General features: G+C 64.4%; 1 protein-coding gene and 1 pseudogene. Both read left to right on the top strand.

The genetic code is table 11. The features are described 5' to 3' along the window. Positions 1 to 150, top strand: a pseudogene (locus HX846_RS36815) (histidine kinase); the annotation flags it as partial. Positions 151 to 193: 43 nt separating this feature from the next. Then, a partial coding sequence (locus HX846_RS36810; protein ID WP_178967415.1) for a class I SAM-dependent methyltransferase occupies positions 194 to 968 on the top strand: 775 nt, incomplete at its 3' end.

Below are 968 nucleotides of genomic sequence, written 5' to 3'. Positions count from 1 at the left end.
GCCAGCGACATGCTCGGGCAGAAGCAAAGCCCGATCCAGCGCCAGATGATTCGTGCCGGGGTCAGGCGCAGCGCGCCGTTGTTGCGCTGGGCCATGCGCAATGGTTCGGTGCAGCGGGCCCACAGGCGAATGGGCCTGCTGGAGCCATAACTGTTAAACTCCCGCGCCCCAATTACTCTGCAAGGCGCGCACTATGTCTTCCTTGAATCAGGCGCTGCGCGCCGCCCTCGATCATCGCCAGGACCTGCTCGCCGAGTTGCATGCACAAGGTACCGATTGCTATCGCCTGTTCCACGGCAGCCAGGAAGGCGCCGGCGGCCTGACAATCGACCGCTACGGCCCGCAACTGCTGGTGCAGAGTTTTCACCAGTCGCTGGAAAGCGACGACCTGTTGCACCTGCATCAAGCAATCAACCAGCACCTGGGGCTTGAACTGCTGCTGGTCTACAACGACCGCTCCCGGGGCAACTCGCGCATCGACCGTGAAGACACGGTGTACCGCGCCGAGCCCGCAGCCCTGGAAGACCTGGTCGGCCACGAATGGGGCCTCAATTACCGCGTGCGCGGCCGCCATGCCGGGCAAGACCCGCTGTTGTTCCTGGACCTGCGCAACACCCGCGGCTGGGTCAAGGCAAACAGCGCCGGCAAAAGCGTGCTGAACCTGTTTGCCTACACCTGCGGCGTAGGCCTGAGTGCTGCTGCCGGTGGCGCTCGTGAGGTGTGCAACCTGGACTTTGCCGAGGGCAACCTGGCGGTCGGTCGCGAAAACGGTCAACTCAACCCGCAATTGCCGACGATGGAATTCATCCAGTCCGACTACTTCCCGGCAATCCGCCAGCTGGCCGGCCTGCCCATCAGCCAGCGTCGGGGGCAGAAGCTGCCGAGTTACCCGCGCCTGGAGCAGCGTCAATACGATCTGGTACTGCTCGACCCACCCGCCTGGGCCAAGAGCGCCTTCGGCACCGTCG

Source organism: Pseudomonas sp. K5002 (assembly GCF_013386655.1).
GTDB lineage: Bacteria > Pseudomonadota > Gammaproteobacteria > Pseudomonadales > Pseudomonadaceae > Aquipseudomonas.
The sequence above is the reverse complement of the archived record's forward strand: the minus strand, read 5'-3'. Positions and strand labels throughout refer to the sequence as shown.